The 8,731-nt window shown below is 73.3% G+C and carries 10 protein-coding genes; 4 read left to right on the forward strand and 6 right to left on the reverse strand.

Features of this window, described 5'->3' with window-relative positions; all coding sequences use genetic code 11:
* A partial coding sequence (locus tag VFW24_01860) for a TQO small subunit DoxD (protein HEX5265493.1) occupies window positions 1–746 on the reverse strand: 746 nt, incomplete at its 3' end.
* 88 nt (window positions 747–834) lie between these two features.
* On the opposite strand from VFW24_01860, the gene VFW24_01865 reads away from it, so the two are divergent.
* Together VFW24_01865 and VFW24_01870 are read left to right on the forward strand one after the other, a co-directional pair.
* Window positions 835–1,950, forward strand: coding sequence for a sialidase family protein (locus VFW24_01865; GenBank protein ID HEX5265494.1), 1,116 nt, complete (start codon window positions 835–837; stop codon window positions 1,948–1,950).
* Complete coding sequence (locus tag VFW24_01870; protein HEX5265495.1) at window positions 1,947–2,258, forward strand: MoaD/ThiS family protein; 312 nt, start codon at window positions 1,947–1,949, stop codon at window positions 2,256–2,258. The genes VFW24_01865 and VFW24_01870 overlap by 4 nt, the downstream gene beginning before the upstream one ends.
* A 39-nt stretch (window positions 2,259–2,297) precedes the next feature.
* On the opposite strand, the gene VFW24_01875 is transcribed toward VFW24_01870, so the two are convergent.
* Genes VFW24_01875 through VFW24_01895 form a run of 5 tightly spaced genes read right to left on the reverse strand, consistent with a single transcriptional unit; the run spans window position 2,298 to window position 6,960 of the window.
* Window positions 2,298–2,753 carry a flavodoxin gene (locus tag VFW24_01875; protein ID HEX5265496.1) on the reverse strand — a complete coding sequence of 152 codons (456 nt, stop codon included), beginning with the start codon at window positions 2,751–2,753 and terminating at the stop codon, window positions 2,298–2,300.
* Window positions 2,754–2,775: 22 nt separating this feature from the next.
* Entirely contained in the window at window positions 2,776–4,173 is a 1,398-nt protein-coding gene (locus VFW24_01880) for a wax ester/triacylglycerol synthase family O-acyltransferase (protein ID HEX5265497.1), read from the reverse strand.
* 36 nt (window positions 4,174–4,209) lie between these two features.
* Window positions 4,210–5,160 carry a hypothetical protein gene (locus VFW24_01885; protein HEX5265498.1) on the reverse strand — a complete coding sequence of 317 codons (951 nt, stop codon included), beginning with the start codon at window positions 5,158–5,160 and terminating at the stop codon, window positions 4,210–4,212.
* A gap of 10 nt (window positions 5,161–5,170) precedes the next feature.
* Window positions 5,171–5,830 (reverse strand): response regulator transcription factor, encoded by a 660-nt coding sequence (locus VFW24_01890; protein HEX5265499.1) that lies wholly within the window; start codon window positions 5,828–5,830, stop codon window positions 5,171–5,173.
* Window positions 5,827–6,960 (reverse strand): histidine kinase, encoded by a 1,134-nt coding sequence (locus VFW24_01895; protein ID HEX5265500.1) that lies wholly within the window; start codon window positions 6,958–6,960, stop codon window positions 5,827–5,829. Before VFW24_01895 ends, VFW24_01890 begins: the two co-directional genes overlap by 4 nt.
* Window positions 6,961–7,093: 133 nt before the next feature.
* Here VFW24_01895 and VFW24_01900 point away from each other — a divergent pair, with 133 nt between their 5' ends.
* Both VFW24_01900 and VFW24_01905 read left to right on the forward strand, forming a co-directional pair.
* Window positions 7,094–8,089: an ABC transporter ATP-binding protein gene (locus tag VFW24_01900; GenBank protein HEX5265501.1), complete on the forward strand. Its 996-nt coding sequence runs from the start codon at window positions 7,094–7,096 to the stop codon at window positions 8,087–8,089.
* Window positions 8,089–8,731, forward strand: a 643-nt coding sequence (locus VFW24_01905) for an ABC transporter permease (protein HEX5265502.1), incomplete at its 3' end; no start/stop codon positions are given. The genes VFW24_01900 and VFW24_01905, both read left to right, overlap by 1 nt.

Below are 8,731 nucleotides of genomic sequence, written 5' to 3' on the forward strand. Positions count from 1 at the left end.
GTCCCGGGGGGGCGGGGGGCCTGGGTCGTCGGCGGCGCCGTGGAGGGGGAGGCGGAGCCGGACGGCGGCCCGGGGGGCTGGGCCGTCGTGGTGGTCGTCGCCGCGGTCGGAGGGGGCGCGGTCCCGGCGGCCAGGGAAGCGGGGGCGCGGGATGGGGTGCCCCCGACCAGGCGGCCGATGCCGGCCGCCAGACCGGCCGCCACCGCCCCGGCCGCACCGAGGGCCGCGGTGGCCCCGGCCCGGAGGAGCAGGGTCCGGCGCTCCATGTCGGCACCGGTACCGGCGGAGGCGGCACCGGTGCCGCGACCGGCCCGGCCGGCGAGGAGGGCGTCGGCCGAGAACGGTCCCGGCCCGGCCACGAGCAGGGGCGTCCACGCGAACAGGAACACGATGTCGGATCCCGTGTAGTACGGGCTCGAGTGGAAGCTCACCGACAGGAACAGTCCGAGGGATATCAGCAGGCCTCCCACCGCCGCCACCCGGGCGTGCAGCCCGGCCAGGGTGCCGAGGCCGACGGCCAGCTCCCCCAGGGCCAGCAGCACCCCGACGAGAACGGCCACGTGGCCCAGGGCGGTCAGGACCGGATGGATCGGGCTGTGGCGCGCCGCACCCAACAGCTGCGACTGGATCGAGATCGGGCTCGACGAGCGGAAGAAGTCGGGGTTGGCCAGCTTCTGGAGCCCGGCGAAGGCGAAGGTCACGCCCAGGAACACGCGAAGCGGTACCAGGGCCCAGTTGCGCGTCACGAGCAGGATCTTGTCGTACCCGGAGGCTCCGGCTCGGTCACCCCGGTATGGGCTGCGGTCTCCGGGGGCGCCTGATACGTTCGCCGTCATGGCCGAGGTCAGGGTTCTGGTGGGCACCCGGAAGGGCGCGTTCGTGATCACCGCCGACGGCGCCAGGCGGGACTGGAGCATCGCCGGCCCGCACTTCGCGGGGTGGGAGATCTACCACGTGAAGGGCTCGCCGGCCGCTCCCGACCGGCTGTACGCGTCGCAGTCGACGGGGTGGTTCGGCCAGGTCGTGCAGCGCTCCGACGACGGTGGGGTGACGTGGGCGCCGGTGGGCAACGAGTTCCGCTACGACGGGGTGCCCGGGACCCATCAGTGGTACGACGGGACGCCGCACCCGTGGGAGTTTGCCCGGGTGTGGCACCTGGAGCCCGACCTGGCCGACCCCGACACGGTGTACGCCGGGGTCGAGGACGCCGCCCTGTTCCGGTCGGGCGACGGAGGCCAGACCTGGCAGGAGCTGAGCGGGCTGCGGGGCCACGGCTCGGGCCCGGCCTGGCAGCCCGGAGCGGGAGGGATGTGCCTGCACACCGTGGTGCTGGATCCCCGGCGCCAGGGCCGGATGTTCGCCGCCATCTCCGCCGCCGGGGTGTTCCGCAGCGACGACGACGGTGAGTCCTGGCGGCCGGCCAACCGCGGGCTCCACTCCGAGGGCATACCCGACGCGGAAGCCGAGGTGGGCCACTGCGTGCACCGCATCGCCCTGCACCCGTCGCGTCCCGACGTGCTGTTCATGCAGAAGCACTGGGACGTCATGCGCAGTGACGACGGCGGGGACTCCTGGCACGAGATCAGCGGGAACCTGCCGAGCGACTTCGGGTTCCCGATCGACGTCCACTCGCATGAGCCGGACACGGTCTACGTCGTTCCGATCAAGAGCGACTCCGAGCACTACCCGCCCGACGGCAGGCTGCGGGTGTACCGCAGCCGCACCGGCGGCAACGAATGGGAGCCGCTGACCACCGGGCTCCCGCAGAGCCACTGCTACGTGAACGTGCTGCGCGACTCCATGGCCGTCGACGGTCTCGACCGGTGCGGCGTCTACTTCGGCACCACGGGCGGACAGGTCTATGCGTCGGCGGACGAGGGGGACAGCTGGACGGCCATCGCCCGCGACCTGCCGGCGGTGCTGTCGGTCGAGGTGCAGACCCTGCCGTGACCGGGCAGCAGGTGATCCACCTGCGGCTTCCCGGCCACCTGCGGGTCCTGGCCGGCATCGACGGGCAGGTGCAGCTGGACGTGGTGGGCGCGGTCACGCAGGCGACGGTGCTCGACGCCCTCGAAGCCCGCTACCCCGTGCTGTGCGGGACCATCCGGGACCGCGCCACCGGGAGGCGCCGGCCCTTCGTGCGGTTCTTCGCATGCGAGGAGGACCTCTCCCACGAGCCGCCCGACGCCCCGCTCCCGGACAAGGTGGTGGCCGGCGCCGAGCCCTTCTGCGTGGTCGGCGCCATGGCGGGGGGCTGACGGGCGGGGACAGATAGCCGACGCCCCATCCGGCCCGGCCTACCCCAGCAGCAGCCCGGCGGCCACGGCCGCGCCCAGCTCGCGGCAGGCGTCGAGATCGGCCGCGGTGGGGGCGCCGATGACGCTGACCGGCTGCTGGACCCGGCGCCACTGCAGGCCCGTCGTGATCGCCTCCACGCCTCGCACCGCCCCGGTGGTGTCGCTGTTGCCGTGGACGTAGAGGGCGTAGGGCCGCCGGACCGTCTCCTCGAGGCACGGGTAGTAGATCTGGTCGAAGAAGTGCTTGAGGGCCCCGGACATGTAACCGATGTTGGCCGGCGTGCCCAGCAGGTAGCCGTCGGCCTCCATGACGTCGACGGCCGTCGCCGCCAGGGCGGCGCGCCCCACCACCTCCACCTCGGCGAGGGCGGGATCTCCGGCCCCCTCCATCACCGCCTCGAACAGCGAGTGCAGGGTGGGGGACGCGGTGTGATGGACGATCAGCAGCCGCGGCACCGCGCCGTTCCCGGGTCGCGGGTCAGGAAGCGAGCTTGGTGAGCTCCGCCATCCCCGCCTCGATGCCGCCGGCCAGGACCTCGATGTCCGGGGCGCCGTCGTAGTCCCCGGTGATCCCGAAGGTGACCAGGCCGTCGTAGGAGAAGATGGCCACTCCCACCCTGACCTGGCTCGCCAGAGGCACGTACGGATAGGCGCGGAGCAGGCGCCGGCCCGCGACGTACAGCGTCAGCTGCGGGCCGGGCACGTTGGTCGTGACCGTGTTGACGTTGCGCTGGGCGGCCCGGCTGGCGATGCGTGTGCCGAGCGCCAGCAGCACCGGGGGGGCAAAGCCGGTCAGCGACGTCATCGCCTCCGCCGCCACCGCCTGGTTCGACTCCTTGAGGGCGCTCATCTGCGCCGTCACGGCGTGCAGGCGCTCGACCGGATCCGACAGGCCGATCGGCAGCTCGGCGAACATGGCCGAGACCTTGTTGTCGAAGGTGCCGTCGCCGACCGCCCGGCCACTGGCGTCCCGGGCCCGCACCGACACCGGCACCAGGGTCCGCAGCACCCGGTCGACCGGCTCCCCCCGGGCCTCGAGCAGGTCGCGGAAGCCGCGGGTGATGGCTGTCAGCACGACGTCGTTGAACGATCCGCCGAGGGTCTTGCGGACCCGCTTGATGTCGTCGACGCTGGCGCTGGCCCACGCGTAGCGGCGGTGGGGGCCGAGGGGGCCGTTCAGGCTGGACGGCGGGGTCGGGCGCACGAGGCCGCGCAGGGTCGCCAGCCCACCCACGACCTCGGCGGCGGCCCGGAGGGCCTGGCGCGGGACCCGGGTGGTGGCCCGCACGGCGCGCATCTGCTCGTAGGGGCTGAGCGCCATGTCCCGTAGCGCCCCCACGAGGAGGTCGCGGTCCGATGGCGGGGTCTCGGCGTGCCAGTCGTCGGGGAGCGGGGCCGAGGGCTCGGGCGAGGCGTCCATGACCACCGCCAGGAGGTCGACTCCCGAGACCCCGTCGACCATGGCGTGGTGGGTCTTGGCGAGCATGGCCCAGTGGTCGTCCTCCAGGCCCTCGACGACCCAGACCTCCCACAGAGGCTTGTCCCGGTCGAGGGGTTGGGACATCACCCGGCCCACCAGGCGGCGCAGCTCGGAGTCCCCGCCCGGCGCGGGCAGGGCGGTGTGGCGCACGTGGTAGTCGATGTTGAAGTGGGGGTCGTCGACCCACAGCGGCCGGCCGAGGTGGAACGGAACGTTCCGGACCACCTGCCGGTAGCGGGGGACGAGAGGGAGCTTGCCGGCGATCATGTCCGCCACCGCCCGCTGCCCGGGGGACGGCCCCTCGAAGATCCCGATCGAGGCGATGTGCATGTGGTGCACGCTGTTCTCGATGTGCAGGAACGAGGCGTCCAACGGGCTCAGCCGGTCGGGGGTCATCCGGTTTTCCTCTCCTCGGGCATCCCTTGCTACACCTCAGGTCGGGGTGCCGTCGAGAGGCTCCTCCGTCCCGCCGGAGAGGGTCCGGCGGAAGAAGGCGCGAGCTGTCGGTTGGGTCCAGTCGTCGTTGTCCTGCCCGTGACCGGCGGCGCCGTCGATGTCCCACTCCATCATGCAGTCCATCGACGCCAGGTTGGGGTTGATCTGGATGCCGAAGGCGTTGAGCGCCCGCCCCTCGGCGTGGAGATCCCGGCCGTGCTCGTCGCGGGCGTCGATCACGACCCGGCGTTGGTAGGCGGTCGTCGGGTCGCGCTCGGCGACCGTTCTGCGGCCCTCGACGAGCTTGCCCCACTGGCCGTCGCGCATGAGGTGGCCGTGGATGAGCGCATCGTGGTCGTGCATGTAGATGCTCTGGAACCCGCATCCCTCGTCGACGGCGCCGTAGCTGTAGCCCACGTGACCGTGCCCGGTCCCGAACTGGCTGCGCACCCCCCAGGAGCGGTCGCGCATGCCGAAGCAGTCGACCGGGATCTCCTCACCCCGCAGCACGATCCTTCCCGTGAACCGACCGGGTTGGTCGAGGTGGCCCTGGCCCAGGTAGTTGGGCGGGGCCACCGCCGTGTAGGTGAGCTCGACGCTGAGCTCGTCCCCGTCGGGGTCCTCGTAGCGGACCTCGTAGACCCGCTGGTCCTCGACGCACCGGTACCGGATGCCGTTGGCCAGGGTGATGTCCGAGAGGGGCTGGTCGGGCATCGGCAGGTGCCAGAAGTTCTTGGCGTACTGGACGTTCCAGAGCTGGTCCCCGCTGTCGTCCCACACGTAGGCGGCCCCGGCGCACACCTTCAGGTTGGGCCGGAAGAACGGGTACAGCTGGCCGGACAGGCGCCGTTCCGGCACGCCGAAGCTGAACCAGCACGTCTCGGACCACTCGGGGTCGTCGGTGGTGGGCGGGTGGAACTCGTCGTCGGGATGGCTCACGGCCGCCACGATCGCACGCTCAGCCGCCGGGTGACACCAGCCCGTGGTCGAAGGCCCAGACAATGGCCGCCGCCCGGTCCCGCAGCCCCAGCTTGGTGAGGATGTGGCCGAGATGGGTCTTCACCGTCACCTCGGAGATGTACAGCTCGCCCGCCACCTCCGAGTTCGACCGCCCCCTGGCCACCAGCTGGAGCACATCCTTCTCGCGGCGGGTGAGGGCGTCCACCGCCGGGCCGGGGGTGCCCGGACCCGCCCCCTTGTAGGCGGCCAGCACCCGTCCCGCCACCACCGGGTCGATCCATGACCCGCCCGCCGCCACCGCCCGGATGGCCCGCTCCAGGTCGTCCCCGGCCGCCTCTTTCAGCTGGAAACCGTCGGCGCCGGCGCGCAGGGCCGCCGACAGGACCTCGTCGTCGTCGTAGGTGGTGAGGACGAGCACGGGGACGGGACGGTCCGAGGCCTTGAGCGCCCGGGTGGCCTCGGGCCCTCCCACCCGCCTCATCCGGGCGTCCATCACGACCACGTCAGGCCCGGTGGAGGCGACGGCCGCCGCCACCTGGTCCCCGTCGTCGCACTCACCGACGACCTGGAAGCCGCGCCGGGGCCGGAGGATGCGCCGGATGCCGGCCCGGATCAGCTCCTGGTCGTCGACCAGCAGCACCCGGATGACCTCGGTCACCCGTTCTCCAACGGGAGCTCGGCGGTCACCTGCCACGCCGGACCGGCCGGGCCGGCCGCGGCGCGGCCCCCCGCGACACCGGCCCGCTGTCTCATCCCCGGTACGCCCATCCCCTCGCGGGCCGACGACCAGCCGGCGGGGAGGGGGTTCTCGACGGCGATCCGCAGGAGCCCCGCCGCGGAGAGCACCTCCACCGCGACGGGCTGGCCTCCGGCGTGGCGGGCGGCGTTGGCCAGCGCCTCCTGCACGATCCGGTACGCCGCCAGGCCGGTCGTGGCGCTGACCGCCGCCCCGTCGAGGTCGAAGCGCAGCCGGACGTCCAGGCCGGCCGAGGAGTAGCCGTCGACCAGGCCCGGCACGTCGGTGACGCCGGGCGGGGCCCCACCCCGGCCCTCTCCGGTGGCGGCCCCGCCCCCGAGGAGGCCAACGGCCCCCCGGATGTCGGCCATCGCCTCGCGACCCGCCTTCTCCGCCTGGGTCAAGGCGTCCAACGCCTCGCTCGTCTCCCCGTCCTGCAGGGCCAGCCGGGCGCCGCTCAAGTGCAGGACGGTGACGGCCAGGGTGTGGGCCACCAGGTCGTGGATCTCTCCGGCGATCCGCCGGCGCTCGTCGGCCGCCGCCCGCTCGCCGAGGTCGGCCTGGGCCGCCCGCAGCTGCTCCAGCAGCGACAGCTGCCAGCGGTAGCCGAAGCCGAAGAACCACGCCGCCGCCACGGCGAAGGACCAGATCACCGCCCCCCCGCCGTACCGCCCCCCCGCCTCGAGGGCACCGACCGGCGCGCAGCAGAGGACCGCCACCGGCAGGGAGACCGCCCGGGGCTGGGCCGTCGCCATCGTCCCGGCCAGGAACACGAAGAAGAACGGGGCGAAGTCGTTGTTGAGCGGCTGCCACAGCAGGGCGGTGACGGCGGCGAGCACCACGGCGACCCAGACCGGCCAGGGAACCCGGACCCAGAAGTGGTTGACGACCCACGGGGCGGCGGCCAGCACCACCAGGAGGGTGGCGATGCGGGGATGGATGAACGCCGAGCGCTGCCAGCCCACCGCCACGAACAGGGCCAGCGCTCCCCCGAGGGAGATGACGCTCTCCCACCGCGACGCCTGGACGTCGTCCGGGGGGGTCAGCGGCATCCTCACCAGGTTAAGGAGGGGGCGGTGGGGGAGGCATCGTGCGGCGGTACCTTCGCCCGTCATACCGGAGTATGAGCCCGGACCGTGCCGGGGGACGATGCGCCCGGACGGTACGGGACCGCACAATGCGGTCATGGCCGTGTCCGCCCGTCCCGCCGCTTCCCCGGAGCCCGCCGCCCGCCCCACCCCGTCGCCGCCCGCCGCAGGCGACCCGGCGCCCGTCGTCGTACGGGCCCGCGGCCTGCGGATGTCCTACGGGCCCCGTGAGGTCCTCCGGGGGGTGGACCTGGAGGTGCGGCGCGGCGAGATCTTCGCCTTCCTCGGCCCCAACGGCGCCGGCAAGACCACGACCGTCGAGATCCTGGAGGGCTACCGGCGCCCGGCCGCGGGCCAGGTCGAGGTGCTCGGGGCCGACCCGCTCACCGCCGACGGGCACTGGCGGAGCCGGGTCGGCGTGGTGCTCCAGTCGTGCCCGCCCGAGCCCCTCCTGACGGTGGCCGAGACCCTGCACCTGTACGCCGGCTTCTACGACCGCCCGCTGCCTGTCGACCAGGTCCTGGCCCTGGTCGGGCTGACCGGGCACGCCGGCATCCGCACCGAGCGCCTGTCCGGGGGCCAGCAGCGCCGCCTCGACGTGGCCCTGGCGCTGGTCGGCGATCCCGAGCTGATCTTCCTCGACGAGCCGACCACCGGCTTCGACCCCGCCGCCCGGCGGGCGGCGTGGGAGGTGGTCTCGGGCCTGCGCAGCCTCGGCAAGACCATCTTCCTCACGACCCACTATCTCGAGGAGGCCGATGCCCTGGCCGACCGCATCGCCGTGATCGTCGACGGCCGCATCGTGGCCGAGGGCACGCCCGCCTCTCTCGGCGGGCGGGACGCCGCCGCCTCCCGGATCGGCTTCCGCGCCCCGATCGACTCGCCCCGGTCGCTCCCGCCCCGGTGGCGGCGCCGGGCCCAGGTGGCGGGGGGGCGGGTGGAGCTGCTGAGCGAGGACCCCCTGGTCCACCTGGCCGAGCTGGCGGCGTGGGCGGCCACGGCGGGGGTCGAGGTGAGCGAGCTCAGCGTCCGCCAGCCCACCCTCGAGGACGTGTACCTGCGGCTGACCGCCGGGACGGGGGAGGTCTCCTGATGACCCTGTCCCTCCTCCGCCACCAGCTGCGCTACGACCTCACCGTCCAGCTGCGCGACCGCCAGTCGCGCGTCTTCACCATCGGGCTGCCGATCATGATGGTCGTGCTGTTCGCGTCGATCTTCGGCAACAGCTGGGTGATCGAGAACGGTGCGTCGCTCCGGCAGTCGACCTACTACGTGGCCAACTTCGCCGCCTTCGCCGTCATCGACTCGGCGTTCATGAGCCTGGCCATCGTCCTGGTCTCGCAGCGCGAGCTCGGAATCCTGAAGCGCCGGCGCGCCACCCCTGAGCCGCCGTGGGTGCTCCTCTTGAGCCGGGCGCTGACGGCGGCGGTCATCGCCGTGGTCATGGCCACCATCCTGTTGGCGTTCGGGCGCTTCGCCTACGGGGCCTCGGTGCCGGCGCGCATGCTCCCCACCCTGGCGCTGGCCATCGTCGTCGGCACCGTGTCGATGTGCGCCCTCGGCTTTGCCGCCTCGACGGTCGTTCGGCGGGTCGAGTCGGCCCAGCCGGTCGTGATGGCGGTCACCCTGCCGCTGTTCTTCGCCTCCGGGGTGTTCATCCCGTGGCAGCTGATCCCGCACTGGTTGCGGGCCGTGGCCGTGGTGGCGCCGGTACGCCACCTGGCCGAGGCGGTCC

Source organism: Acidimicrobiales bacterium (genome assembly GCA_036273495.1).
GTDB lineage: Bacteria > Actinomycetota > Acidimicrobiia > Acidimicrobiales > JAJPHE01 > DASSEU01.

What these genes read in the sequence shown, in the direction of transcription:
- VFW24_01865 (HEX5265494.1), top strand. Translation starts at nt 835, where the DNA reads ATGGCCGAGGTCAGGGTTCTGGTGGGCACCCGGAAGGGCGCGTTCGTG.
- VFW24_01880 (HEX5265497.1), bottom strand. Translation starts at nt 4,173, where the DNA reads ATGACCCCCGACCGGCTGAGCCCGTTGGACGCCTCGTTCCTGCACATC.
- VFW24_01895 (HEX5265500.1), bottom strand. Translation starts at nt 6,960, where the DNA reads ATGCCGCTGACCCCCCCGGACGACGTCCAGGCGTCGCGGTGGGAGAGC.
- VFW24_01900 (HEX5265501.1), top strand. Translation starts at nt 7,094, where the DNA reads ATGGCCGTGTCCGCCCGTCCCGCCGCTTCCCCGGAGCCCGCCGCCCGC.